This is a genomic window from Jiangella mangrovi, assembly GCF_014204975.1.
Taxonomy (GTDB): Bacteria; Actinomycetota; Actinomycetes; order Jiangellales; family Jiangellaceae; genus Jiangella; species Jiangella mangrovi.
Window position 1 is genome coordinate 5,297,321 of record NZ_JACHMM010000001.1, and the last position, 23,807, is coordinate 5,321,127.

At 69.2% G+C, this 23,807-nt stretch carries 24 protein-coding genes and 5 pseudogenes; 22 read left to right on the plus strand and 7 right to left on the minus strand.

Features of this window, described 5'->3' with window-relative positions:
- Nucleotides 1-141 precede the first annotated feature (141 nt).
- The 3 genes from HD601_RS24585 to HD601_RS24595 are packed head-to-tail and all read left to right on the plus strand — an operon-like array spanning nucleotide 142 to nucleotide 2,158.
- Nucleotides 142-984, plus strand: a complete 843-nt coding sequence (locus HD601_RS24585) for a hypothetical protein (RefSeq protein ID WP_184826372.1) — start codon at nucleotides 142-144, stop codon at nucleotides 982-984.
- Entirely contained in the window at nucleotides 981-1,694 is a 714-nt protein-coding gene (locus HD601_RS36005; protein ID WP_221441278.1) for a class F sortase, read from the plus strand. Before HD601_RS24585 ends, HD601_RS36005 begins: the two co-directional genes overlap by 4 nt.
- Nucleotides 1,691-2,158, plus strand: a complete 468-nt coding sequence (locus tag HD601_RS24595) for an SRPBCC family protein (protein WP_184826374.1) — start codon at nucleotides 1,691-1,693, stop codon at nucleotides 2,156-2,158. The genes HD601_RS36005 and HD601_RS24595 overlap by 4 nt, the downstream gene beginning before the upstream one ends.
- A gap of 40 nt (nucleotides 2,159-2,198) precedes the next feature.
- On the opposite strand, the gene HD601_RS24600 is transcribed toward HD601_RS24595, so the two are convergent.
- Complete coding sequence (locus HD601_RS24600) at nucleotides 2,199-2,657, minus strand: hypothetical protein (RefSeq protein WP_184826376.1); 459 nt, start codon at nucleotides 2,655-2,657, stop codon at nucleotides 2,199-2,201.
- 156 nt (nucleotides 2,658-2,813) lie between these two features.
- Here HD601_RS24600 and HD601_RS24605 point away from each other — a divergent pair, with 156 nt between their 5' ends.
- The 7 genes from HD601_RS24605 (at nucleotide 2,814) to HD601_RS24635 (ending at nucleotide 8,860) form a co-directional block, all read left to right on the plus strand.
- Complete coding sequence (locus HD601_RS24605) at nucleotides 2,814-3,383, plus strand: TetR/AcrR family transcriptional regulator (RefSeq protein ID WP_184826378.1); 570 nt, start codon at nucleotides 2,814-2,816, stop codon at nucleotides 3,381-3,383.
- Between the two features lie 7 nt (nucleotides 3,384-3,390).
- Complete coding sequence (locus HD601_RS24610; RefSeq protein WP_221441279.1) at nucleotides 3,391-4,104, plus strand: ABC transporter ATP-binding protein; 714 nt, start codon at nucleotides 3,391-3,393, stop codon at nucleotides 4,102-4,104.
- On the plus strand, nucleotides 4,101-4,859 hold the full coding sequence (locus HD601_RS24615) for an ABC transporter permease (RefSeq protein ID WP_184826382.1): 759 nt from the start codon (nucleotides 4,101-4,103) through the stop codon (nucleotides 4,857-4,859). The genes HD601_RS24610 and HD601_RS24615 overlap by 4 nt, the downstream gene beginning before the upstream one ends.
- Nucleotides 4,860-4,910: 51 nt before the next feature.
- Entirely contained in the window at nucleotides 4,911-5,438 is a 528-nt protein-coding gene (locus HD601_RS24620) for a hypothetical protein (protein ID WP_184826384.1), read from the plus strand.
- Nucleotides 5,439-5,516: 78 nt separating this feature from the next.
- Nucleotides 5,517-6,206, plus strand: coding sequence for a TetR/AcrR family transcriptional regulator (locus HD601_RS24625; protein WP_246400400.1), 690 nt, complete (start codon nucleotides 5,517-5,519; stop codon nucleotides 6,204-6,206).
- A 93-nt stretch (nucleotides 6,207-6,299) separates the two neighbouring features.
- The gene (locus HD601_RS24630) at nucleotides 6,300-7,208 is read left to right on the plus strand and encodes an ABC transporter ATP-binding protein (protein ID WP_184826386.1); all 909 of its coding nucleotides are present in this window, start codon (nucleotides 6,300-6,302) and stop codon (nucleotides 7,206-7,208) included.
- Nucleotides 7,205-8,860: an ABC transporter permease gene (locus HD601_RS24635; protein ID WP_184826388.1), complete on the plus strand. Its 1,656-nt coding sequence runs from the start codon at nucleotides 7,205-7,207 to the stop codon at nucleotides 8,858-8,860. Before HD601_RS24630 ends, HD601_RS24635 begins: the two co-directional genes overlap by 4 nt.
- Before the next feature lie 49 nt (nucleotides 8,861-8,909).
- Here the strand turns inward: HD601_RS24635 and HD601_RS24640 are convergent.
- Nucleotides 8,910-9,275 (minus strand): annotated as a pseudogene (locus HD601_RS24640) (CoA-disulfide reductase); the annotation flags it as partial.
- A 77-nt stretch (nucleotides 9,276-9,352) separates the two neighbouring features.
- On the opposite strand from HD601_RS24640, the pseudogene HD601_RS36010 reads away from it, so the two are divergent.
- The 4 genes and pseudogenes from HD601_RS36010 to nhaA form a co-directional block, all read left to right on the plus strand.
- Nucleotides 9,353-9,457: pseudogene (locus HD601_RS36010) on the plus strand (ArsR family transcriptional regulator); the annotation flags it as partial.
- Nucleotides 9,458-10,085: 628 nt separating this feature from the next.
- The gene (locus HD601_RS24650) at nucleotides 10,086-11,054 is read left to right on the plus strand and encodes an NAD(P)-dependent alcohol dehydrogenase (protein ID WP_184826392.1); all 969 of its coding nucleotides are present in this window, start codon (nucleotides 10,086-10,088) and stop codon (nucleotides 11,052-11,054) included.
- Complete coding sequence (locus HD601_RS24655; RefSeq protein WP_184826394.1) at nucleotides 11,051-11,866, plus strand: DUF4386 domain-containing protein; 816 nt, start codon at nucleotides 11,051-11,053, stop codon at nucleotides 11,864-11,866. The genes HD601_RS24650 and HD601_RS24655 overlap by 4 nt, the downstream gene beginning before the upstream one ends.
- Before the next feature lie 169 nt (nucleotides 11,867-12,035).
- Complete coding sequence (nhaA, locus tag HD601_RS24660; RefSeq protein WP_184826396.1) at nucleotides 12,036-13,412, plus strand: Na+/H+ antiporter NhaA; 1,377 nt, start codon at nucleotides 12,036-12,038, stop codon at nucleotides 13,410-13,412.
- Here nhaA and HD601_RS24665 read toward each other — a convergent pair.
- The 3 genes and pseudogenes from HD601_RS24665 to HD601_RS24675 form a co-directional block, all read right to left on the minus strand.
- Nucleotides 13,382-14,284 carry an SEL1-like repeat protein gene (locus HD601_RS24665; protein WP_184826398.1) on the minus strand — a complete coding sequence of 301 codons (903 nt, stop codon included), beginning with the start codon at nucleotides 14,282-14,284 and terminating at the stop codon, nucleotides 13,382-13,384. The two genes, nhaA and HD601_RS24665, sit on opposite strands and share 31 nt — an antisense overlap.
- Nucleotides 14,285-14,531: 247 nt before the next feature.
- Nucleotides 14,532-17,240: an AAA family ATPase gene (locus tag HD601_RS24670; protein WP_184826400.1), complete on the minus strand. Its 2,709-nt coding sequence runs from the start codon at nucleotides 17,238-17,240 to the stop codon at nucleotides 14,532-14,534.
- 40 nt (nucleotides 17,241-17,280) lie between these two features.
- A pseudogene (locus HD601_RS24675) lies at nucleotides 17,281-17,505 on the minus strand (response regulator transcription factor); the annotation flags it as partial.
- Between the two features lie 421 nt (nucleotides 17,506-17,926).
- On the opposite strand from HD601_RS24675, the gene HD601_RS24685 reads away from it, so the two are divergent.
- The 5 genes and pseudogenes from HD601_RS24685 to HD601_RS24705 all read left to right on the plus strand — a co-directional run bounded on the left by HD601_RS24685 (nucleotide 17,927) and on the right by HD601_RS24705 (nucleotide 20,547).
- On the plus strand, nucleotides 17,927-18,190 hold the full coding sequence (locus tag HD601_RS24685; RefSeq protein ID WP_184826404.1) for a hypothetical protein: 264 nt from the start codon (nucleotides 17,927-17,929) through the stop codon (nucleotides 18,188-18,190).
- Nucleotides 18,139-18,462, plus strand: coding sequence for a hypothetical protein (locus HD601_RS24690; RefSeq protein ID WP_184826406.1), 324 nt, complete (start codon nucleotides 18,139-18,141; stop codon nucleotides 18,460-18,462). The genes HD601_RS24685 and HD601_RS24690 overlap by 52 nt, the downstream gene beginning before the upstream one ends.
- Before the next feature lie 53 nt (nucleotides 18,463-18,515).
- Nucleotides 18,516-19,289: pseudogene (gene istB, locus HD601_RS24695) on the plus strand (IS21-like element helper ATPase IstB).
- A gap of 35 nt (nucleotides 19,290-19,324) precedes the next feature.
- Nucleotides 19,325-19,462: a hypothetical protein gene (locus HD601_RS24700; RefSeq protein WP_184826409.1), complete on the plus strand. Its 138-nt coding sequence runs from the start codon at nucleotides 19,325-19,327 to the stop codon at nucleotides 19,460-19,462.
- A gap of 143 nt (nucleotides 19,463-19,605) precedes the next feature.
- Complete coding sequence (locus tag HD601_RS24705; protein ID WP_221441281.1) at nucleotides 19,606-20,547, plus strand: phosphotransferase family protein; 942 nt, start codon at nucleotides 19,606-19,608, stop codon at nucleotides 20,545-20,547.
- A gap of 158 nt (nucleotides 20,548-20,705) precedes the next feature.
- Here HD601_RS24705 and HD601_RS24710 read toward each other — a convergent pair.
- Together HD601_RS24710 and HD601_RS24715 are read right to left on the minus strand one after the other, a co-directional pair.
- Nucleotides 20,706-21,128: pseudogene (locus tag HD601_RS24710) on the minus strand (response regulator); the annotation flags it as partial.
- Nucleotides 21,125-21,568, minus strand: a complete 444-nt coding sequence (locus tag HD601_RS24715) for an ATP-binding protein (RefSeq protein ID WP_184826413.1) — start codon at nucleotides 21,566-21,568, stop codon at nucleotides 21,125-21,127. The pseudogene HD601_RS24710 and the gene HD601_RS24715, both read right to left, overlap by 4 nt.
- 106 nt (nucleotides 21,569-21,674) lie before the next feature.
- On the opposite strand from HD601_RS24715, the gene HD601_RS24720 reads away from it, so the two are divergent.
- From HD601_RS24720 to HD601_RS24730, 3 genes are all read left to right on the plus strand, one after another.
- The gene (locus HD601_RS24720) at nucleotides 21,675-21,983 is read left to right on the plus strand and encodes a hypothetical protein (RefSeq protein ID WP_184830335.1); all 309 of its coding nucleotides are present in this window, start codon (nucleotides 21,675-21,677) and stop codon (nucleotides 21,981-21,983) included.
- Between the two features lie 7 nt (nucleotides 21,984-21,990).
- A complete protein-coding gene (locus tag HD601_RS33175; RefSeq protein WP_221441282.1) occupies nucleotides 21,991-22,260 on the plus strand; it encodes a nitroreductase family deazaflavin-dependent oxidoreductase in 270 nt (89 codons plus the stop codon).
- Nucleotides 22,261-22,472: 212 nt separating this feature from the next.
- Nucleotides 22,473-23,795, plus strand: a complete 1,323-nt coding sequence (locus tag HD601_RS24730; protein WP_184826415.1) for a hypothetical protein — start codon at nucleotides 22,473-22,475, stop codon at nucleotides 23,793-23,795.
- The last annotated feature ends 12 nt before the right edge of the window (nucleotides 23,796-23,807 follow it).

Consider the following 23,807-nt stretch of genomic DNA (forward strand, 5'->3'; position numbering starts at 1 on the left):
ACCAGGGGAGTCGCTGTCGATGAAGGACCGGCCTCGCCCCCGGCAGCAAGAAGTCCCGCCATAGAGCCAATCCGCACCCGTCCTGGCACCGAATGCCTCTTAGCCCCGTCGATAGGGACGGACAACCATGGAGGCAACGTCATGCGACGTGTCCATATCTGGCTGGCGGCACCTGCAGCCCTGGCGCTATCGCTCGGCGCGGCAGCACCCGCGCTCGCCCACGGCGAGCACGTGGCCGCGGCAGGCGACACCAGCGAAGGCGAGCCCGGCGACTACAGCATCACCCTCGGCGCCCTCAACGACAGCGGCGCCGGCGGGTCGGCGGTCATCACGCTGGCCGAGAACGGCGACCTGACGGTGAACATCGAAGCCACCGGGCTGGTTCCGAACCAGCCACACGCCCAGCACATCCACGGCGCCAGCGACCGCCAGCAGGACTTCGTCTGCCCGACAGGCGACGCGGACGCCGACGGCGACGGCATCGTCAGCACCGCCGAGGGCCTGCCGTCCTACGGCGACATCTTCATCTCGCTGACCACCGAGGGCGACTCCTCGCCCGACTCCGGCCTCGCCGTCGACCGCATGCCGGTCGCCGACGCCGACGGCAACGTCGCCTACACGCGGACCTTCACCGCCGACGAACTGCCCGACGGGACCGCGGCAGCCGTCCGTAACCTGCACGTGGTCCAGCACGGCATCGACGTCAACGGCAACGGCGAGTACGACGCCGAGGCCGGCCCCAGCGAGCTCGACCCGGCGCTTCCGCAGGAGGCCACCGCTCCCGCGTCGTGCGGCATGATCGAGGGCTCGAACATCAGCGACATTCCTGACGGCGGCGTCGACACCGGCTCCGGCCCGCTCGCCTCGTCCGCCGGGCACGGCGGCAACGGCACCGCCGTGCTGGCCTTCTCCGGTGTGGTCCTCGCCGCCCTGGCCGGCCTGACCGGTCATGGCCTGCGTCGCCGCCGGGCTGCCACGCGGTGACACGCACACCCCGGACACCGGTCCGCGCCGGCGGTGAGCCCGCCGGCGCGGACTGGACACCATGGCGACTGCTCTCTGCGGCCCCCGCGGTCACCGCGCTGACGATCGCCGTCCTCGCCGGCTGCGGAACCCCGGACGAGCCCGCCACGGCCCCGAAGGCCACGCCGTCGACGACCGCGAGCCCGTCTCCCACGCCGGAATCGGCGCCAACGGCCACCGAGGCGCCGCCGGCGACGGAAGCGCCGGCGGTTGCGGAGCCGCTGCCGGCCAGCGCGCCCGCACTCGTCGAGATCGACGCCCTGGGCATCAGCCAGGACGTCATCAACCTCGGACTCGCCGACGACGGCACCATGGAAGTACCCGACGGCCCCGACCCGGTCGGCTGGTACGAACTCGGCCCCACCCCGGGCGAGTCCGGCCCCGCCGTACTGGCCGGGCAACTCACCTGGAACGGCGCCGACGGCGTCTTCCGCCACCTCGCCGACCTCGAAACCGGCGACGAGATCCGCGTCACCAGGGACGACGGCACCGTCGCGGTGTTCGCGGTCACCAGGGTCGAGCAGTACGCCAAGGACGCCTTCCCGACCGCCACCGTCTACGCCAACACCGCCGGACCGGAGCTGCGCCTCATCACCTGCGCCGGCGACCTCGACACCGGCTCCGGCGACTACAGCGACAATGTCGTCGCCTACGCCGAGCTGATCGCGTGACGACGCGGACCGGGCGGCTCGTCAGTGCCTCGATCGCCGTCCAGGCGCCGGCATCGGTCGTGTTCGCGATCCTCACCGACCCGCGACAGCACCCGCGCATCGACGGATCCGGCTCCGTGCGCGGCCTCATCGAAGGGCCGCCCACGCTCACCCGGGGCAGCACCTTCGGCGTCCGGATGCGACTGTTCGGCGTCGGCTACCGCATCACCAACCGCATCGTCGAATACGAGCCTGAGCGGCTGATCGCCTGGCGACACTTCGCCGGCCACCGCTGGCGCTACCAACTCGAACCACTCGACCCAGCAACCACCCGCGTCACCGAGACCTTCGACTACACCCGAGTCGGCCCGCTGACGGCCACCGTCCTTCGGGTGCTGAGGTTCCCCACCCGCAACCGCCATGGCATCGAGGCGTCCCTCCCCCGCCTCCGCGACGCAGCCGAGACCGACCACCACACGCCCTGAGCGAGCCGAATCCCCGCTCCGCTCGGTCGGCCGGACGAGGCTACCCAGTCGGCCAGATGACCTTCACGGGGATTCGGCGCCAGATCGCCTCGCGGATGACGTCGACCGGGCCGCCGTCGACGTCGGCTGCCTGCCTGTCCCAGATCGCGACGAGTTGATCAGCCCGTTCGAGCATGTGCCGGGCAGCGGCGAGACGCGCCTGCGCTGTCGGCGCATCGAACCGAAGACTCACCACGTCGAGAGCGCGCCTGACGAGCGAGTCGTAACCGGCCCTGCAGGAGGGCGGCAGCGCATCCCGGTGACCTTCGGCCGGCACCACGACGAGGAGCCGTCCTCCGGTGTCGAGGACCGCATGAGCGAAGATCTGCTCGGCGCCCTCGGACAGACTGGAGATCCCCACGAGTCGGTCCACGGTGGAGAGGTGCTGGCGAAGGGCCTCGTCGACGTCGTCCGCGACCGAGCCGTCCAGCCGACGATGACCGCAGACAGCCACTCGCAAGGTTGACCACTCCTCGGCTCGAGTCGACCCGTGCCAAATCCGCATCATTGATACAAACTGCGTCTCTCCACCGTGCCGAACAACGTAGATCCGCGCAACCCGGAGATGCCTGAGTGCGGATGGCGAAGCGTTATGTGAGTCGCTAACATTTCTGTCATGACGACGGTGCGCCCAGCCCAGAAGAGGCTCCGCACGCGGGCGAGGATCGCCGAGCACGCACTCGACCTCTTCGAACGGCAGGGCTTCGAAGCCACGACCATCACGCAGATCGCCGCGGCAGCAGGGGTCACCGAGATGACGGTCTTCCGGCACTTCTCGAGCAAGGAACAGTTGCTTCTCGACGATCCCTACGACCCCGTCATCGCCGCGGCGGTCGGCGCCCAGCCCCTGGACTGGCCTCCGATCGCGCGGGCGATCGGAGGCCTCCGCAGCGCCTGGGAACAGCTCCCCGAGCCTGAAGGCGAGACCGTTCGACGCAGAGTCCGAGTCGTCGCCGAGCACGACATCCTGCGGGCCGCAGCCTGGCGCACCAACGCAACAACCGAGCGTCTCATCAGCGCGCAGCTCATCCAGGACGGCGCAGAACCGCTTCGAGCCCGCGTGGCATCCGGCGCCATTCTGGCCGCACTTATGGCAGCCCTCTACGAGTGGGCCGGTCAGCAGGACCGATCACTCGCCGACGCGGTCATGGTCGCGCTGAGCACGCTGGAGGGCAGTCATGGGTGACGCCCCAATGACCGCTCGCGGCTTAGTGCGTGAGTTCGCGCCGGGAACCGGTGTCTCCGGAGTAGACCTCGACGTGGGTACGGGCGAGATCCATGCCATCGTCGGCCTCAACGGCGCCGGGAAGACCACACTCATGCGGCTCCTGCTCGGAATGCTGCGCCCGTCCGCGGGCATCGCATTGATCGACGGCCATGACGTCGCGTCCGCGCCCGCGACAGTGTGGGCACGCGTCGGGCACCTGGTCGATCACCCCCTGGCGTACGCCGAGCTGACCACACGCGAGAATGTCGCGGTCGCCGCCAGACTGCACGGAGTGCCCCGCCGGCGGATCGATGACGCCGTCACCGGAGTCATCGTCGAGCTCGGCCTCGACCGCTACTCCGATGGTCGCGCACGCACCCTGTCTCAGGGCAACCGGCAGCGGCTGGGTCTCGCGGCAGCGCTCGTCCACGATCCTGGCGTCCTGGTGCTCGATGAACCGACGAACGGACTCGACCCGGCCGGCGTCGTCCTCCTCCGAGAGTCGCTGCTGCGACGGTGTGCTGACGGCGCCGGAGTTCTCGTCTCCAGTCATCACCTCGACGAGGTGGCGCGAGTCGCCAGCCGCATCACAGTGGTCAATCGTGGTCGCATCGTCGGCGCTCTCGACCCGCATGGCGTCGATATCGAGCGAGAGTTCTTCGCACTGATCCACGCCGATGACGAGCAGTACGCGTCATGACGGGCGCGAAGGCAGCGCTCGCCGTCGAGCTGGTGAAGGCTTCGTCGTCCAGAGTCATCGGGTCCGCGACGATCCTCCTCGTCGCCGGCATCGGCGTCCTCGCCGGTTCGCTCACCGCGGCCGCCCAGAGCGGCAACGAGCAGGTGCTGGCACAGCTCGGAACCCTCGCCGGCACCAGCGGGTGGGATCGCTACCTGGGCGTAGCCGCACAGGTCACGGCGGCCGGCGCGACCCTGGGCTTCGGTGTGACGCTCAGCTGGATGATCGGCCGCGAGTTCGCCGACGGCACCGTCGCCGGCCTGTTCGCACTACCGGTGAGCCGAGCCGCCATCGCGGTGGCCAAGCTGGCGATCCATCTCTTGTGGGCCGCTGCAGTCGCCACAGTCCTCGTCGCCCTCCTCGCCACGGTCGGCGCGCTGTTGCGCCTCGGACCCGTGGACTCCGCCACCGTGGCGGCTCTCGGGCGCCAACTGACGCTCACGATCCTGTCGGCTGGTCTCGCCATGCCCGCAGCCTGGGCCGCAACGCTCGGCCGCGGACTCCTCCCGGGCGTCGCGACGACCATCGGAATCATCGTCGTCGCACAGGTCACCGTCGTCGCCGGAACCGGCGCGTGGCTGCCGCTCGCCGCGCCGGCCCTCTGGGCGCTCGAGCCGGAGAGCGTCTCTCTCGCCCAGCTCGCACTCGCACTTGTCATCCCACTGGCCTTCGCCCTGGCGACGCTCGACGCGTGGCGACGGCTCCAGCTCACTTAGCGGCCGGAACGCCACCCGCGACTCGAGCTCGACCTCGGTGCCCTAAGCTCGGTGACCGGTGTGCCGGGAAGCCTGGTCGGCGTCGTTCTGTCCTGCTCGACTCAGGGAGATGACGCCGTGATCCACCGGTCCCGTGATGCTTCGCCCCGCATTCGGCCCAGCAGCGCCATGATGGCCGCGACAACCGCAACGCTTCTCGTCGGCACTACGACCGTGTTGGCGGTCCGGCCGCGGCTACCCGACCCCATCGCTACCCGCTGGGGACCGGACGGTGCCGAGGGTTTCGAGTCGTTGACGACCACCTTGTGGCTCACGGCGGGCCTGGTCGCCGGACTCGGCGCTCTCTTCAGCGTGCTGCTGACCAGGGCCGCGCCGCTCGGCGCTCATCACCTCACGGGCATCCTGGTCGGCGTCGTCACGGCGGTCGGCAGCGGAACCTACATCGCGATCGTCATGCAGACCGGGGTGGACGACGCACACGACGCGTCCGGCGCAGGGCTCGCGATCGGACTCGGCGCAGGCATCGGCGCAGTGAGCGGACTACTGGCGGCGAAGCTCACCCGTCGAGAAGACAGCTGACGTCGTGAGTTCCTCGGCCTGTAGCCACCTCTGCCTTATCTCTTGCGCCGCCGATTGAACGACTGTTTAATCAGGATCATGCGCGACACGAGCACGAAACGTGAGGCTCGGCCCGCCGGCATGGAGACTGCCGACCGGATTCGCGACGCTGCGATCGCACGTTTCGGCCGCGACGGGTTCGCTGTGGGGCTTCGGGCGCTGGCGACGGAGGCCGGTGTGACCGCGGGGCTGATCGTCCACCACTTCGGGTCCAAAGACGGCCTCAGGCACGCGTGCGACGAGCATGTCCTTGCCGTCATCCGGGCCGAGAAGACCAAGGCCGTGACCACGGGCACGGCCGCGATGCTGTTCGCGCAGTTGGCCGAGGTCGAGCAGTTCGCGCCGATGGCCCGGTACCTGCTGCGCAGCCTGCAGGCCGGCGGCACACTCGCGGCCGAGTTGGTCGAGCACATGATGGCCGACGCCCAGGAGTATCTGGCAGCGGGCGAGGCAGCGGGCGTGATCCTCCCCAGCCGCGACCCGGCGGCGCGGACCCGCTATCTCGCCTACCAGAACATCGGCGGCCTGTTGCTCTGGGCCACGATGCACCTCGACGACCACCCCGACGATTTCGCGGCGGCGTTCCGCCGCTATTCGCAAGAGATCACCCTGCCCGCGCTGGAACTGTTCAGCCAGGGCCTGTTCGTCGACCGTTCCATGCTGGACGACTACCTCATGTACGTGCCGGATCCGCCAACGGCGGGCGACGCAGACTCCACTGCGAGCTAGCCACCGACGCACGGCCTCGTCGTCTCGGGGCCGACTTCATCCGTCACGACATCTCCCGGGCCACCGGCCCGGGCTCACGCATCGAGGTGCACGATGACCCCTGCCATCCAGATCCAGCAACTGCGCAAGTCCTTCGGCTCCGTGACAGCGCTCGACGGACTCGACCTGACCGTCGAGACCGGCGAGGTCCATGGCTTCCTCGGCCCGAACGGCGCCGGCAAGTCCACCACCATCCGAATCCTGCTCGGCCTGCTGCGCGCCGACGCCGGTCGCGCCGTCGTTCTCGGCGGCGACCCGTGGGTCGACGCCGTCGACCTGCACCACCGGCTCGCCTATGTCCCCGGCGACGTCGAACTGTGGCCCAACCTCACCGGCGGCGAGGCCATCGATCTGCTGGCCCGGCTCCGCGGCGGCCTGGACACCGGTCGCCGCCGCGACCTGATCGAACGATTCGATCTGGACCCGTCGAAGAAGGCCCGCACGTACTCCAAGGGCAACCGGCAGAAAGTCGCCATCGTCGCCGCCCTAGCGTCCAACGTGGAACTCTTTGTCCTCGACGAGCCGACCGCCGGCCTCGACCCACTGATGGAGACGGTGTTCCAGCAGTTCATCGCCGAGGTGAAGGCCGATGGTCGAACCGTGCTGCTGTCCAGCCACATCCTCGCCCAGGTGGAGAAGCTCTGCGACACCATCAGCATCATCCGCCGCGGCGAGGTCGTCCAGACCGGCACGCTGACCCAGATGCGGCACCTGACCCGCACCACCATCGAGGCCGAGACCCTGCGACCGGCGAGCCCGCTGACTGAACTGGCCGGTGTGCACGACCTCCACGAGGAAGACGGCCGGGTCAGGTTCGATGTCGACGGCGAACACCTCGACACCGTGATACGCACGCTCGGCGACCTCGGCGTTCGCAGCATCACCAGCCACCCGCCCACCCTCGAGGAACTCATGCTCCGTCACTACGGCGACGAGCTCGCGGGAACCGGGAGGGCACGATGAGCACCGCCACGACGACCCGCGCGACAGCCACGGCCCCCGTGCGGGGCCGGAGCACCCTGACCGGCACCGGGACCATGGTCAGGTTCATGCTGCGCCGCGACCGCGTACGCCTGCCGGTGTGGATCGGCGCTCTGACGCTGTTCGGAGTCGGGACCGTGGGCAGCTTCGAGCAGACCTACCCGACCGCGGCCGACCGCGCGACGGCCGCGGACCTGTCCAGCCTGCCGGCCGTCACCGCCATGGTGGGCCGCATCTACAGCCGAGACGACTACACCTACGGCGTGATGACCGGCCACCAGATGTACGTCTTCATGGCGTTGCTCCTCGGCCTGATGAGCATCCTGTCGTTGGTGCGGCACACCCGCGCCGAGGAGGAGTCCGGCCGAGCCGAGCTGCTCCGGGCGAACGTGCTGGGCCGGCATGCTCAGCTGACCGCCGCGCTCGTCCTGGTCGGTGGCGCCAACGTCGCGACCGGGCTGCTCATCGCCGGCGGCCTGGCCGGATCCGGCGCCGACGGCGTCACAGCCGGTGGATCGTTGTTGTTCAGCGCCGGGCTGGTGGCCGCAGGGCTGGTGTTCACCGCGGTGGCGGCAGTCACCAGCCAGATCACCGAGTACGCACGCGGCGCGTCCGGGCTGGCGCTGGCGGTTCTGGGCATCGCCTACGCCATCCGCGCGGTCGGCGATGTCGCCGAGAGCGGCCTGTCATGGGTGTCGCCGCTCTATTGGGGACAGGCCACTCACTCCTTCGCCGCAGATCAGCGCTGGTGGCCGCTGCTGCTCATGGTCGTCCTGGCCGTGGCGCTCGCGATCGCCGCGTACGCGCTCAGCGTGCGCCGCGATGTCGGCGCCGGGCTCCGACCGGCCCGTCTGGGATCGCCTACCGCGTCCGCCGCGCTGAGCAGCCCGCTCGGCCTCGCATTCCGGCTACAACGTGCCGGCCTCATCGCCTGGTCCGCCGGGCTGCTCGTCCTCGCGGTCACGTACGGCTCACTGGTCGACAGCATCCAGGACATGTTCGACCAGATCTCCTCCTTCGAGGACCTCGTCCGCGACATCTCCGGGGCCACCCTCATCGAGTCCTGGCTCGTCACCGTGCTCAGCCTCACTGGAATGATCGCCTCCATCCAGGCCGTCCTCGCCGTGCTCCGGATGCGGTCCGAGGAGACGTCCGGGCGGGCCGAACCGATCATCGCGACCGCCGTCTCCCGCAACCGCTGGGCCGCGAGCCATCTCACCATGGCCTTCGGCGGCAGCGCCGTCATCATGGTGCTGGTCGGGCTCGGGTTCGGCGTCTCCACCGCGGTCGCCACCGACGACGCAGCCTGGCTCGGCGACATGCTCGCGGCCGGACTCGTACAACTACCGGCGATCTGGGTCGCCGCCGGCTTCGCCATGGCGGTGATCGGCCTGGCGCCCCGGCTGAGCCCGCTGGCGTGGCTGGTTCCGGCCTACGCGATCGCGGTGGTCTACATGGGACAGATCCTGCAGTTCCCCGGCTGGACCAGGGATCTCTCCCCGTTCGGCCATGTGCCCGAGCTCCCGGCTGCCGGCTTCGAACCGGGTCCCGTGCTCGTGTTGCTGCTCGTCGCCGCAGGATTCACCTGGGCGGGGTTGGCCGGGCTCCGACATCGGGACGTCCCGAGCAGCTGACACCGTTCTCGTCCCGGTCCACTGCGAGACGGGCGCCACCGCTTCGACCTCATTGCGAACTGCGGACCCGCGCCGGCAGCACGTGTTCGCGGACCCAAGCCCGGGTGGCCATCTGGGTGGAGTCCCAGGGTGAGCCGAGCGGCGGGGTGTACGACAGGTCGAGCTCGCTGAAGGCGTCGACGGTCATGCCGTGGAACAGCGCGGTGGCATGAGTGTCTACCCGTTTGGCGGTCTCGGTGCCGCGTGGCCCGACGAGTTGAGCGCCTAGGAGCAGGCCGGTGCCGGCGTCGCCGGTGATGCGGATGGTGATGGTCTGCGCGCCCGGGTAGTAAGCCTCGTGGTCGTCCGGGGCGCTCGTCATGCTGAGCGGGGCGAACCCGGCCGCCGTCGCCTCGTACTCGCGCAACCCGGCGGCCATGGTCTCGTCGACGACGACGCCGCGCGGCCCGGTCTGCCCCGGCGGCGACCAGCAGATCGGTGTCCGGCCGCACGCTGCACCACCAGGCCGGCTACCGCACCGTCGGCATCCGCGAGAGGATCGTCCAGCGCAACGGCGCTTGGCACGACACCGTCCTCCTCGAGCGCCGTCGCACCTGATGAGGAGGCGTATGGTCGGTAGCCCGCTCTTGGTGCGCACAGACGGCCACCTCCATGCGAGCGCGACGAACGAAGACCATGCGGACTGTTGTACAGACGCCTGCTCCGCGAGGGAGCACTGAACCAGATAGGCGTACACCTGGGCTGGTCATCGACACCAGATCGCCTTACGGTGGTGAGAACCTCGCATCCGACAAGGGAACTCCCAAGATGTACGAGCGCCATGTCCTCTCACCTCTGCGCAGGTGGTTGATCGACACCGCCACGCCTCAAAGGATCGCTGTCGCGCTACTCGTCGCCGTACTCTTGATAGCGGTCTCGCTGGTCATGCTCGAGAACGAGCGAGACCGCGGCGGCGTCTCCGACATGGTTGAGATCGAGAATCCGGGATAGCGCAACATCGCGGTGCGGTACACCTCGATGGATTCGCACAGGCGGCCGACATCTCTACAGGATGCACCAGCTCCAGCCCTGATCTCCCCAGCGCTAATGCCTGATCCGCCGCCGGCCGGACCGCCCACTCATGTCTCGACATCCCGGGGATCTTGGAAATCTCGACGATTGATGAGAGTGTCTTCCGGCGGCCACCGAATGGCTACTCCATGACAACCAAGGAGGCCGGATCGAGATGAAGGCGATCGTTCAGCACGGTTACGGCCTGCCCCAAGACGTGCTGCGGCTTCAAGACGTCGCCATTCCCGTTGCCGGCGCTGGCCAGGTTTTGCTGCGCACCGGCGCCGCAGGCGTCGCGATCGGCGATTGGCTGACGGTTCGAGGTCAGCCCTACATCGCTCGCCCGGCATACGGCCTACGCCGACCGAAGAACACCGTCGCCGGGCAAGAAGCAGCGGGCCAGGTCGAACGGGTCGGTAGCGGCGTCGCCCAACTCCATTCGGGCGACGACCTGTTCGGATGGTGCAACGGGACACTGGCAGAGTACGTGGTGGTCTCGCCCCATTCGTTGGCGCCGAAGCCGGCGAACCTGACGCCGGAGCAGGCTGCAGCAGTACCGATATCCGGCTGCACGGCACTCCAAGCCTTGCGCGACGCCGGCCGTCTTCAGCGTGGCCAAGACGTCTTGATCGTGGGTGCATCCGGTGCTGTGGGCACTTTCGCCGTACAGATCGCCAAGGCTCTTGGCGCGACGGTCACGGGCGTGTGCAGCACGCGGAACGTCGAACTGGTCCGCTCTATCGGAGCCGACCACGTCATCGACTATGTCCTGGACGACATTGCCGCTGGTGAACATCGCTACGACCTCATCCTCGACCTCGCCGGCAACCGGCCTTTGTCGACACTGAGGGCAGTCTTGGCGCCCAAGGGAACGTTGGTGATCGTCGGCGGATCCGGCGGATCGTGGTTCATGGGGTTCGGCCGCACCATCCGAGCCGCTGTCCTTTCCCCACTCGTCAGCCAGCAACTCCGTCCCTTCTTCTCTCAGCAACGCCGGGATGACCTCTTGGCCCTGAAAGAGCTCATCGAAAGCGGCGAGCTCACCCCTGTCATCGACCGGACGTATCCATTGAGTGACGCGGTGGACGCCTTACGTCATGTCGGTGATCGGCATACGCGGGGCAAGACGATCGTCACCACATGATCGTCGAGGTGGTGGTGAATCGACCATCTAGCGGACTCCTAGGACGGAGAAGGACCGTGCAGAAGATCAACGGAATTCAACCAGACATACCTGTCAAGCGAATCGCACGGGCCGCGGGTGCACTCTATGTCGCCATCTTCATAGTCGCTCCGTTCGCGTTCTTTGTCGGCAGGTCGCGAATCCTCGTGGAGGATGACCCCACAGCCACGGCGGAGAATCTTCTCGCTGATGAGACGCTGTTCCGAATCGGCATGGCCGCCGAATCTGTGGTGTTCCTGATTGAAATAGTCCTGGCAGCCCTGCTCTACACTCTTTTCAGGCCCGTCAACGCCACCGTTGCCATGGCCGCAGCGTTCTCCCGCGTCGCCGAGGCAGTCGTCCAAGCGGTCAATCTACTCACCAGCTCACTCGTGCTTCTCACGGTGAGCGGCGCCGGTTATCTCGCAGCCTTCGAGCCGGACCAGGTCGATGCTCTGGTCTCACTCTTCTTCGACGCGAACGAGTTCGTGACACTGATCTGGGGCCTGTTCTTCGGCCTGCACCTCATTCTCCTCGGTTACCTGGTGTACAAGTCCGGCTTCTTGCCGAGAGTCCTGGGAATTCTGTTAGCAGCGGCCTCGATAGGCTACCTTGCAGAGGGCTTCGGAAACCTCCTGTGGCCGGGAACCGCGGACGTACTCGCGGCGACGGTGGTGGTGCTCGCGGTGCCCGGGGAGCTGGCATTCGCCCTCTGGCTCATCATCAAGGGCGTTGACGGCACGCGATGGCAGCAGGTGGCGTCAGCGCGCTCCGACCCGCAGAGGTCGATCTAGGTGGTCGAGCGCGCAGAGATGCAGGTCTCGCCGTTCTGCGCAGAGTCTGCCTGAGACAGCGCTTGCAGCTCATCGCTGACCGATGGACTCGCCCGATCTCGTAGGATGAACTCGGTGCGCCGGGAAGTCTGGTCGGCAGTCGACGATCCGACCCTCCCGGGAGGTCACCATGGCCGGTCAGCCCCGCAGCCCGCACATCCTGTTCGGCAGGCGTTCCTGGGTCGAGGCACGCCGCATCGCCGACATCCTGCGCAAGGAGACCATCGGCGGCGCGCTGCTCCTGGGCGGCGCGGTAATCGCCTTGGTCTGGGCCAACTCTCCGTGGTCGGACACGTACGAGTCACTGCGCGACTATGAAGTTGGTCCCGCAGCCCTCCACCTCGATCTCACGGTGGCCACCTGGGCGTCGGACGGTCTGCTCGCCATCTTCTTCTTCGTCGCCGGGCTGGAGCTCAAACGCGAGTTCGTGGCAGGCGACTTGCGATCCCCGCGACGGGCAGCCGTCCCGATCGCCGCCGCGCTCGGCGGCGTCGCTGTGCCCGCCATCCTGTTCACCGTCATCAATCTCCGTGACGGCGGTGCCCTGGACGGGTGGGCGATCCCGACCGCGACCGACATCGCCTTCGCCCTTGCGGTGCTCGCTGTGGTGGGACGGTGCCTGCCGACCGCCTTGCGGACGTTCCTGCTCACCCTCGCGGTCGTCGACGACCTGATCGCGATCGTGATCATCGCCGCCTTCTACACCACGAGTCTGTCCGTCGCTCCGTTGCTCGGTGCCCTGGTTCCGCTGGCCGCGTTCACCTGGCTCGTCCAACGCCGGGTCCGGTCCTGGTGGTTGCTCCTCCCGTTGGCGGCAGCGACCTGGACCCTGGTGCACGAATCCGGTGTGCACGCCACCGTCGCCGGGGTCCTGCTCGGCTTTGCGGTTCCGGTGATCCGGAGCCAGCAGGCGGGCGGGCCCGACGCCGGCCCGGGCCTGGCAGAGCACTTCGAGCACCGCTTCCGCCCGTTGTCCGCAGGCGTCGCAGTGCCGATCTTCGCCTTCATGTCCGCCGGCGTCGCGATCACCGGGCAAGGCGGTGGCCTGACCGCATCATGGGGCGATCCGGTCGCCATCGGGATCGTGGCCGGGCTCGTGATCGGCAAACCGGTCGGGATCGTGGGTGCCACCTGGCTGGTCAGCCGGTTCACCCGAGCCCGCCTCGACCCCGAGCTCCGGTGGATGGATGTCCTGGGTCTGGCACTGCTGGGCGGGATCGGGTTCACCGTGTCGCTGCTCATCGGCGACCTCGCCTTCGGTCCCGGCTCCGAACGCGACGATCACGTGAAGATCGCCGTCCTCACCGGTTCGCTGATCTCGGCCGGGTTGGCTGCCGTCGTTCTGCGGATGCGCAACCGCGCGCACCGGATCATCCTGCTCGCCGAGCAAGCCGACACCGACCAGGACGGCATCCCCGATGTCTACGAACAGGACGGCGTGATCGATCCCGCCGCGGGCGCCGGACTCGACGGCGCTCAAGCGAGGAGGTCGAACCAGGAGAAGTGACGGCGCTCGAACCGTGGATCGGCCGGCCACGGCCGGATCGCCCACGTGGCGAGGTCGTCAGGCACCTCCTTGTCACACTCGGTGAGCAGGTCGAAGAGAGCGAAGCCAGCGATGGGATCTGCGTGCTGCATGGCCGCGACCAGATGCGTCTGGGCGATGGCGCAGAGCACCTCGGCCTCGGCCTCGCCCACGCGGTGATGCCGGATCGCATCGAGGACGAGCAGGCCGAACATCACCATGGCCTTCTCACAGCCGGACTCGGCAGCGGACCGGACCCACGTCAGGGCCGTATGGGGATCACCCGACTCCGCAGCCGACGCTGAAAACCACATCCGCGCCTGCGGCTTGCCTGCCGCGGCCGCCTTCGCCATCCAGACCCGCCGCAGCTCGGCGAACCCGTTGCGAGCCAGGTCGATCATGGCGTCGGCCGAGCCGAGCTCTGCGGCCGCCGTCATGGCCAGGACATAGCGGGTGTAGCCCGGCGACCCTACGACGACCCTGTCCCAGCTCTGCCTCGACGTACCGAGCCACTTCTGCAGGAAGGCCTCCCCCTCGGCAGCGACCACGTCCCCTTCGCCGACTCGCACGGCCCGGTCCGAGGCGGACGATTGCATCAGCAACTCGGCGCAGGTCGCGATCTCGCGCCGGCACTCGGCCTCCGTGTGGCCGTAGGCACGGAAGTCGAACGGCCCGAAACACTCGTCGCACATCGTCAGCGAGGGAACGCGGAGCTCGACGACACCGGAATGCCGGCCCGGTTCGGAGAGCTCGTTCCTCGGGCATCTCTCCGATTCATCGCCCAGTGTCCGGCGCCGTGGGACGTTCCGTGCGCATGTACCACCCTGTGACCTCGCCTTTCGTTCGTCGGCCACGCGACGCACCGGATCCCCGGGCAGGCGGCGGCGCCCTCGACACAGGCAGCCAGTGAGCCACGCGACGAATGGCGCGAGGGAGACGAGCCCCGGCACAGCAGGCGTATGCCCTGCACGATCGGCCAGCAACCTCAACCCGCGCCGGGCTGGTTCGGTGTCCACGACGCTATCGGAGGCGTTCGCGGAATCACCAAGCCGAAAGTGCCCTAGCGACGCAATCGTGACGATCGCAATGCCGAATGGTGACCTAGCGACAATTCGATCCACCAGGCGACGCATCGGGCGGCAGGTCCTCGACTGTGTCGCGCGGACCGTGGTTCTCAGCACCGTTCTCGCCACCGTCATTCGGCGTGAAGTAGATCATGTACTCGGGTATCCCGGTGAGGGCGGTGTCCCGCGGCGTCGGCTTGCCGTAGCCGCTCGCGACGACGGCGCCCCAATCGCCGGGGCGGAACAGTCCGCCACCCGCGAAAGTCGCGCGAAGGGCGTCTACGCGGTCCGGGTGAATCCGGAGATACGTGTAGATCTCCTTGCCGTGGGTGTTCCGTCCCAAGATCAGCAGCGTCTGGTCCGCCGGCGTCCACGGCGGCAGGGTGATCGGCGGCTCCGGTGGCTCGTGCTCCGCGATGTGTGCGGCCGCCTGCGCGGCCGAGACGGCGCTCGGGTGGTCCTCGCCCAGGACGTCGGCCGCAATCCTGGCGTGCCGATCGGCGACCTGGCGGGCGAGATCAGCGGCGCCGGCGGCCCACGCCGCCTGGGCGAGCATGTCGAGAGCATGCAGCGTGATGGGGTGGTGCGACCCGAACGTGGCCTCTGCCATGTGCACCGACGTCTGGCTGAAGAAGATGCCGTGCATCAGCTCGCCCGCCGCCAGGTAGCACCCGGCCAGGTTGGTGCGCGCCATGTGGTACAGCTCGAGGTTCTCCAGTCCGGTCCCGGAATCGGCCACGAGCTTCTCGAGCAGATCGATCGCCTCTGCGGTCCGGCCGACGGAGTTCACCGCGATGGCCAGGTTGTTGCGAGCCGCCCACAGCTCCGGCGCGTCCGAGGCATAGGTCGCCGAGAGCACGTCGACGACGCGACGATGGAGTTCGAGTGCACGTTCCTGGCGCCCGGCGCCGGACTCCGCCAACGCCAGTTGGTTGAGGTCCAGCGCGTAGTCGTCGCCGAGTTCCCCGGACGCCTCTCGGAGCCGGACGACCTCGCTCAGCTCGGCGACGGCGTCATCGGTCCGTCCGAGCTGACGCAAGGCCTCACCGAGATGACGACGGCGGCGCAGACCCGCCGGTGAGGAGTCACCCGTCGGTGCGCTGCGGGCCAGGGCCACCACGGTGCGCAGGCTGTCGGTGTCGGGCTGCTCGCGTGCCTCGTCCACGAGGAGGTCCAGCGATTCGTACACCGGCTCGGTCCAGCCGACGAAGCCCTCGGCGGCCAACGACACGAGCATCTGGGCCTGCCAGCGCCGCCGGGGCGCTGCCAGTCCGGACTCCCGAGGATCCAGGTGCGCGGCCAGTGCCTCGTGGATCGCCCGGCGACGCCGCCGCCCGAGTTCCTCATCGGACGCGTCGACGGCGACGTCGAGCTGGGCGGGCTCGTGGAAGCGGCGCAACCAATCGTCGACGCGGCGCACCCAGGCGTAGGCGGTGCTGTCCGTCCCGGCTCCGGCCAGGATCTCCCGCACCTGGTCGTCCAGCCATGGCAGGGCGGCGAGCGCCGTCGCGACCACGTCCGCGTCCCAGCTGCCGTCGCGGAACAACTGTCCGGCGGTTCGTGGCGTCGCGAGCGCCGCCACCATCAGGGCCTCGCGCGTCGCGGCGGGCAGCTGGCTCCAGACCACCCGGTACAGACCCTCGACGTCGCGCGGCAACTCGTCGACGTCCTCGGCCCGCAGGTCGTGCACGGCCACGGCCTCGCGGATGCTGCGCACCGAACACGCCACTTCGAGCGTGAGCGGCACGGTGAACCGAGAGGTCAGCAGCCGCCGCTCCGCGGCACTCGCGTCCGGCAGCAGATGCACCGCCAGTTCGTCCAGCGCGCGAGGCTCGAGATCGGGCAGTTCGGCCGGCTGCCGCATCCTGCGCACCCGGTCGGCCGGCACTTCGTCCAGCACACGGTGCGCGGCGACCTCCTCGCCGTCCAGCAGGCCCGGCCAGGCGGTGGCGAACACCAGGACCGGTCCCGACGGCGCCGTCAGCACCCGCGTCAAGAAGTCGGCCAGCGAGGCGTCGGCGTCGTGCAGGTCCTCGACCACGATGATCACGGGCAGACCGACCCGGGCGAAGGAGCCGAGACTGGTGGCCAGCTCGGTCACCAGATCGGTCCGGTTCTGTCCCTGGGCGTCGACCGGCTGCGGACCGGGATCGGCGGACCAGCGCTGTCGCTGCCGCCACACCACTCCGCCGGCCCACATGAGGAACCCGAGGCCGGGAATAGCCGACCCCACGATTGCCTCGGCCGCGCGTGTGACGCCCTCGTCGCGCAGCACAGTGCCGAACTCCGCCGCGTCCTCACCGCGAAGGACCCGCACCGCCTTGTCCCGCACCCCGGCGAGCTCCCGCCATCGCCGTTCCAGCGCGGCGCTGTGCGCCTCGACCTGCATCAGGTCCTGAGCCAGCGCCTGGACGGCGGTGCCGTGGCGGTGCGCCGTCGCCGTGATGCCCCACCAGAACCAGTGCGGGACGGCGCCCTCCGCCGGCGTGAACCCCGTGGGGTAGAGGCGCTTGCGCCGGCCTTCGAGTGGCAGCGCGTCGTCGGCCCCGGCGAACAGTGACTCCGGCCAGTACGCGGGCGCCTGCTGCCGTTCAGCGGCCATCCTGGCGTAGAGCTCCTGCACCAGGCGCGTCTTGCCCCACCCGGTGCCGGCCTCCAGCGTCACGAGTCGTGGGCGTCCGGTCGCCCTGACCTCGTCGACGTGGGCCAGCAGATCAGCGACGAGACGCTCCCGGGTACCGCCCACGAAAGGCATCACCGGGTGGCCCATGGTGTGACTGTACTGGTCAGCCGCCTCCAGCAGCGAGACCGGCGTCATGCGCGATGAGACCGGCCTGGGTGCGGTTGCTGCAGCCGAGCTTCTCGAGCACCCGGGACACGTACCCCTTGACGGTGGCCTCGGCGAGATAGAGACGTGCGCCGATGCCGGCGTTCGACAGGCCCTCCCCCAGGCAGGCGAGGATCTCCACCTCACGCTCGCTCAGGGTGCCGATGAGTTCGCGGGCTCGGGTCTGTTGACTTCTAGCGTGTGACCTGGCCCCATCTTCGGACGAGCGTCGGCCCCACCCGGTCGATCACGAACTTGGTTCCAGCGAGTTCTGGCCCCATCAAGATCGTTGGAGCATGATGTGGGCTGCTCACGTCGGGGGGCGTATGCACCGAAGCAAGGTCGAGTTGTTCGCGGCGATCCGGCGGGACTCGAGGATCGAGGGCCTGTCGGTTCGCTCATTGGCGCGCAAGTACGGGGTGCATCGCCGCACGGTTCGGGAGGCGTTGTCGTCGGCGTGGCCGGCACCACGGAAGCGTCCGCCGCCGCGTCGGTCGCGGCTGGACCCGTTCAAGCCGGCTATCGACGCGATCCTGTTGGCGGATCTGGACGCCTCGTAAGCAGCGGCACAGTACTCGGTCCCGGTCCGGCTGATCGGCCGGCCGGTGCGGGTGCTGCTGCACGCGTCGGAGCTGGTCATCATCGACGGCCGGGTCGAGGCCGCCCGCCACGGGCGGCTCACCGGCCGCGGCCAGGCCCGCCTGGAGCTGGACCACTACCTGGAGGCGCTGGTCCGCAAGCCCGACGCGCTGCCCGGCGCCACCACGCTGGATCAGGCCCGCGCCGCCGGGAAGTTCACCCAGGTGCACGAGGCCTGGTGGGCCGCCGCCGGCGGGCACGCGGTGAGGCCGCCGGCACCCGCGCGCTGATCGGGGTGCTGCTGCACCGCGGCATGACCCACGAGCACGCCGTCGCCGGGATCGCCACCGCGCTGCGGGCCGGGGCACTCACCCCGGACGCGGTCGCGGTCGAGGCCCGCAAGGCCGCCGAGCAAGACGCCATAACCGACGATCACGGCGCCGCGGCGGACGCCGGCTCGTCCCCGGCTCCGGTCACATCGCTGACCCAGCGGCGCCTGACCACACCACTGCCTGCCGATACCCGGCCGCCGCCGTCGGTGGCCGCCTACTACCAGCTGTAGCGCCATACCCGACCGCGGGGAACCTCCATCGATCAGTGAGGGATGAATGAGCCATGGCCACCGCCGCACGACACCGAGGCCTGACCGAGCAGGCCGCCGACGCCGCCCATCGACACCGCCTGCCGGTCGCTGCGCCTGCCCACCATCCGGGCTCAGTTCACCGCGGCCGCCGACGCCGCCGAACGCGAACAGCTGACCTACCGCGGGTTCCTGGCCGAGCTGATGATGGCCGAGTGCGAGGACCGCGACGGGCGCCGCTCCGAACGCCGGATCAAGGGCGCCGGATTCCCCCGCCAGAAGCTGCTCAAGGACTTCGCCTTCGACGCCAACCCGAATGTCGAACCCGCCGTCATCCACACCCTGGCCACCTGCTACTGGGTCCGCAAAGGCCTCCCGCTCTCCCTGATCGGGGACTCCGGCACCGGCAAGTCGCACCTGCTCATCGCACTGGGCACCGAGGCCGCCCTGGCCGGGCACCGGGTCCGCTACGTGCTCGCGGCCAAGCTGGTCAACGAGCTCGTCGATGCCGCCGACGACAAGCAACTCACCAAGACCATCGCCCGCAACGGCCGGGTCGACCTGCTCTGCATCGACGAGCTGGGCTACATGGAACTGGACCGCCGCGGCGCCGAACTGCTCTTCCAGGTCCTCACCGAACGAGAGGAGAAGAACAGCGTCGCGATCGCCCTCAACGAGTCGTTCTCCGGCTGGACTCCACCTTCACCGACCCCCGCCTCTTAGCCGCCATCGTCGACCGGCTCACCTTCGGCGGCAACATCATCGAGACCGGCACCGGCTCCTACCGGCTCGCCCACACCCGCGCCTAGCAGGCCGCGAGCATCTGAGGCGGGCGCTGCGCCCCATGCCCGCCGACCAGCCACCCTTGGAACTGCCCGACGACGACGCCGTCTTCGGGCCGACCCGCGATGAGATCACCGCCGAGCTCCTGGAGCTGACCTGGTGCTTCCTCCACCAGGCCAGCCGCCGGCGTCCGCGATAAGCTGCGTGCCTTCCTCACCATCCGCGGCCACCACCACACCACCGGCATCGAAGCATTCCTCGACACCCTGCAGTTCACCGCCGCCGCGCACCGCAACCATGACGCGGCTCCGGGACGCCACTAGCGCATGCGAGGATGTTCAGATGTCGTCCAGCGGGCATGCCGTCGATCCGACTCATCTTGCTCAGTGGTGCGTGGAGCATCTGGGCAGCCCGCCAGCGGATGAGATCTTCAGATCCGGGTACCTGTCCGTAGTTGTTGGGCTGCGGCTGGTTGACGGCCGCGAGGTCGTGGTCAAGGTGCGTCCGGACTCGGCGCGCATAGCGGCCTGCGTCGATGTCCAATGGCGCATGTTCCAGGCCGGTTATCCGTGCCCTCAGCCGCTCACCGGCGCCGAGCCGTTCGGCGAGGACGTCGCGACCGCGGAGGCCTACGTCCCCGGCGGCGCCACGCTCCCCAGCGCGGACCACGCGCCTCGGGCCTTCGCTGACGCGTTCGCGCGGCTGATCAGCCTCGCTCCAGGGCCGGCGGAGGTGTCCACGCTCGACCCGGCACCGTCGTGGGCGGCCTGGAACCACGCCGAGGACGGACTGTGGCCGTGTCCCGAGGGCTCTGACGTCAACCTCAACGAGGTGGCCGGTCCGGAGTGGATCGACGATGCCGGGCGCCGTGCCCGTGACCGGCTGCGAGCTAGCGAGTCCGAAGCCGTGATCGGCCACTGCGACTGGCTGGCCGGCAATCTGCGCTGGAACGGAGACGGGTTGCTGGTGGTGCACGACTGGGACAGCATGACCGCTGATAGCGAAGCCGTCCTCGTCGGCTTCGCTGCTGCGCTGTATTCGACCGTCAACGTGGACGAGCTGGCGACCGTGGAGGACACCGAGCGGTTCCTCGCCGCGTACTGCCATGCCCGTGGCCGGGAGTTCAGCGCCGACGAGCTCGAACGGTCGTGGGCGGCCGGCGTCTGGACCCGGGCCTACGACGCAAAGTATCAGCACGTGGTCGGGCAGCCCATCACCTCACTGTCCGAGAGTGAGGCCCGTGAGCGCCTCCGTCGCAGTGGGACCGGATCGCTGAGGTCATAGACAGGCCGCTACCCGGTCCACGTCCACTGACCCGACAAGATCAACAAGTGGGGCTAAAACTCGTTCCAACAACACGCGTCGACGCGCCCCAGGTGGGGCCAAACCCATCCGAAAATGGGGCCAGAACTCACCCGAGAAATCAGTCTTGCTGTGACACGTTCGCCGGAGGCGGCGAGAAGGCGACGGGTGGCGACGGCGGAGAGGACGGTGTGGCCCTCGGCCGCGGCGCGCACCAGGCCGATGAGGTCCTCGGGCGGAGTGGACTTCACCAGGAAGCCGGTCGCCCCCGCACGCAGCGCCCGGAGCACGTACTCGTCGGCGTCGAAGGTGGTCAGAACGACGATGACGGGCGGATCGCGCAGGTCGGTGATGCGTTCGATGGCGGTGAGCCCGTCCATGCCGGGCATGCGCAGATCCATCAGGACCAGATCCGGCCGCTCCCGTACGACTGCGTCAACACCGGCGGCGCCGTCATGGGCCTCGGCCGCGATATCGATGCCGTCGGCGGTGCTCAAGATGGTGCGAAGGAACCCGCACACCATGGGTTCGTCGTCGACGATCACCACCTGGACCTCCGTCATGCGAGCCGTCCCGAGGTCGGGATGTAGGCCGGCAATGTTGCCACGAGCTCGAACCCTCCGTCGGATGCGGGGCCGGCGCGGAGGCTGCTGTTCACGAGGTCGACGCTCCGGCGGAGATTGACGATGCCGAGACCGGAGCCGGAGGCCGCCAGCGCGGGGTCGGCGGTGCCGGTGGGCGCGGTGTTGTGCACCGCGGTGTCCGTGGTGGCCGGGACGAGCAGGCCTGCCGGTGCGATCAGCAACGTCACCACCAGGGTGAACGTGCCCAGCACCGCCAGGACGGTGAGCGGCGCCCGGCGCCGCACGACCAACGACGAACACGCCACGGCCTGCAGACCCAGCATCGTCCACGCCAGTGCGCCGGGGTCGGCCGACCACCACGTCCACCCGGCCAGCGTGGTCACGGTGTCGAGCACCACGAAGAGCACCGCGAGGGCCACGTCGAAGGCCCGCGGGTGCCGCCAACGCCACCGCGGTCGATCGCTCAGCCGGTCCACGCAATGCGACGGCCGCTCGAGCCGCGGCGCCCGTCGTACCTACGGCGGGATGGATACCGACGAAGGTCGCATGCCGACGCGCCGTACCCTCCGTCCGTCGGTCCTGGACGCCACCATGCACCCTGCCGGAGCGGCGGCACCGGCGATCTCATGGGTGTCATGGAAACGACACGAGATGAACTCCAGGCCTCCCCGCGGCTCGGCCGCCGGCTTTTCGATCCAGCCGTTCAACCACGCACTGATCGACGCGCTCGCCGGCGACGACCGTGTTCCTTGGGGCCATCTCGGCGTCCTCACCGCCTGGCGAGTGCTCGGCGCTCTCGTCGCCGTACGCCGCTTCCGCTGGGAGGCTCGGTGAGCGGACCGTGCTGGAGGTACTCACAGCCGACCGGGCCTCCGGTGGGGTCGTCGTCGTGAGCGGCTTCGGGCGGGCAGCAGACTGGTACCGCAACGTCCATGCCGCCGGTCACGCCACCATCGAGACGGGCCGGCGCCGGTTCCAGGCGGTCCCACGCGATCTCGGGGCGGACGAGGCTGCGGCGGTCCTGGCCAGCTATGAGCGATGGCACCGGCTCATCGCGCCGATCGTGCGTCGGGTCCTGAGCTCTGGTCGGGTGGCGCTACGACGGCAGTGAGTCCGCCCGCCTCCGGCTGGTCGCCAACCGGCCGATCGTCCGATTCGTCCCCGTCCCGCCGACGCCAGACTGAACGAGCCCTGAATGGTGAGCGGCGCCACGGGGGAGGCGCCGCCCACCGGCCTCAGGACGCCGGGCAACGTTCGCGCCCAGCAAGTCCGCGAACGCCCGATTGCACCTTATCGACACATGGCGCGACCTAGAATCACCGGATGGGCCGAGTCACGCCGTCGCTGTACGACAGCCTCTGCCACGCCGTCGGCGACCTGGACCTGGCCACCGCAGCGAAACACCTGACGACCAGTCCATGGTCATCGAACGGAGCGCTCACGTCGCGCCTCACTGCAGCGTTCGAGGAGTGGGAGGGAGCCTTCGAGCCGCCAGCGCTGATGGGTGCTGGTCGGCTGCGCCCGCTGGTGACGGGCCAGCACGGTGTGCACCACGTCGCGAGCCCGCGGCCCTACTCGCCGTACGACGACGAGTGGGACGAGGCCACCGCTCCCACGCGCTCGCTGCACTGGTACTTCAACGATCCCGGCCGTGGCGACACCAGCGGACATCGTGTCCCGCTGTCGGCGTTCCTGGACCAGGTCAAGCACTACTTGCTCTACTCGGATGCGATCGCCTTCGAGTTCCCGGAGCCCGGAAGCAGACTGACCAGCACGACCCAGCTCGCACGCCTGCTCCGGCTGTGCCATGCGCTGGAACCTCTGCTGCGCGACGACATCGTCGTTCTGGTACCGAACAACCGGACCCGTCCCGAGGCGCTGGCAGATGCCGAGCGAACCGGCTGGGACGAGTTCCGGGCACTGTACACAGAGTCCGCCGCAGACGATCCGCTCGGACCGCTCTCCCATCCCTATACCGCCATGCCCGCCGAATGGTTCTCCTCCGACCTCCGTGACCAGCGCTTCCAGGCCACGGCAGAGCCCCTCGTCTCCGCACTGACCCAGCTCGACCACTACGGCCAGGTCTTCGATCTGCACACCGACGCGGGCGACCTGGCCCTGCTGCGCGCGATGCTGCGCCGGTCGGCTCTCTCCCCGGACAGGGTCACGAAGGCCCAACGCGCACAGCAGGGCCTGATCCTCAAGGACCTCTCGACACTCTCGCTGCCGATCGGCACGCTGGCTCCGGCCGACATCGTCGCGATCCGCAGCCACGGTCAGTTCGAGGCGTTCCGCACCGCGTTGCGCCGCAGCATCGCCCAGGTCGCACAGCGCGACTACAGCGAGTTCTTCGACCCTCGGGCCCAGGCGCTGACGGAGATCCAGGACGAGCTCCGCGCGGCCGAGGACCGGGCGCGTCGCGAGGTCCGGAACTCGAAGTGGCTCAGGACCACCATGCTCGACAGCACGGAGCTCACCGTGGTCTCAGGGCTCGGTGCGGCCGGCGCGCTGCTCGCCAGCCCTCTGTTCGGAGCCGGGCTCGCGGCGGGCGGATTCTTCGCCACGAAGATGCTCCAGTGGCTCAGGGGCCGGCCGGCGAAGGAGGACAAGGCCTTCGCGCGCCACATCGCCGTCTTCGACGGCTGATCTCCTTCGCGC